The organism is Streptomyces recifensis (genome assembly GCF_002154615.1).
Lineage (GTDB): Bacteria > Actinomycetota > Actinomycetes > Streptomycetales > Streptomycetaceae > Streptomyces > Streptomyces griseoluteus.
Genome location: NZ_MUNH01000639.1, coordinates 1 through 1,033, shown reverse-complemented (window position 1 = coordinate 1,033; position 1,033 = coordinate 1). Strand labels below are relative to the sequence as shown.

The 1,033-nt window shown below is 73.7% G+C and carries 1 protein-coding gene; it reads left to right on the top strand.

All coding sequences use genetic code 11. From position 1 onward, the window contains the following. On the top strand, positions 1-974 hold a 974-nt coding region (locus tag CCN33_RS27540; RefSeq protein ID WP_140394704.1), incomplete at its 5' end, for an MFS transporter. Positions 975-1,033 lie beyond the last annotated feature (59 nt).

Below are 1,033 nucleotides of genomic sequence, written 5' to 3'. Positions count from 1 at the left end.
TCGTGGCGACTCCCGCCACGGCCGCCCGGATGGCGCTGCTCAAGCCCGTCATCGAGGGCGCCGGGGCGCGGCTGGAGACCGTCAACTCCTGGTACCAGGCGGCACCCCGGCTCGGTCTGGTGGCCGGCGCGCCCCTGGCCGGCGTGCTGATCGCGGCGACCGGCTCGGCCGTCGGCATGTACGTCGACGCGGCCACCTTCCTCGTCGCCGCCGCGCTCTTGTCGTTCGCGGTGCCGGTCGCCGAACCCGTCCGGCCCCGCGGTGACGGGACCGCCGGACCCGGCTTCTTCGGCCAGCTCCGCGAAGGCGCGGCCCTGGTGCGGACGATGCCGGTGATCGGCGCGATGACCGCCTTCGTCGTCGTCACCAACTTCCTCGACGACGCCTTCACCCCGCTGTTCCTGCCGGTGTACGCCCAGGACGTGCTGCACAGCAGCGCGGCGATGGGATGGTTCCTCGGCGCGGTGGGCATCGGCGCCATCGTCGGCACCTTCCTGTACGGGCCCGCCAGCCGGAACATCCTCTCCAACCGCCGCTACACGCTGTTCGGCTGCTTCGCCGTGGTCGCGGTGCTGCGCATGTCGCTCTACCTGGAGCCCGGTGCCGTCGGTGTGACGGTGATCTGCTTCCTGGTCGGGGTGGCCGGCGGCCCGCTCAACCCGATGCTCTCCACCGTCATGCTCGAACGGGTCCCCGAGGACCTGCGCGGGCGGGTCTTCGGCCTCACCGGCGCGATGGCCCTCACCTCCGCCCCGCTCGGCGTGCTGACCGCCGGATGGCTGGTGGACCTGGCCGGCCTGCGCGTCCCGATGCTCTGCTTCTCCCTCGTCTACCTCGTCCTGATCGCCGTGAGCTGGCGGTGGCCCGCGCTGCGCGCCATGGACGAGCGGCCCGGCACCGGCGACCCGGCGGACGCCCCCACGCCCGACGCGGACCCCGGCACCCGACTGGACGAGGGGGCGAGCGCCCGATGACCGCCGTACACCCGGCCGAAGGCACCCTCGAAGGGCACACGGCCGTGATCACGGGCGCC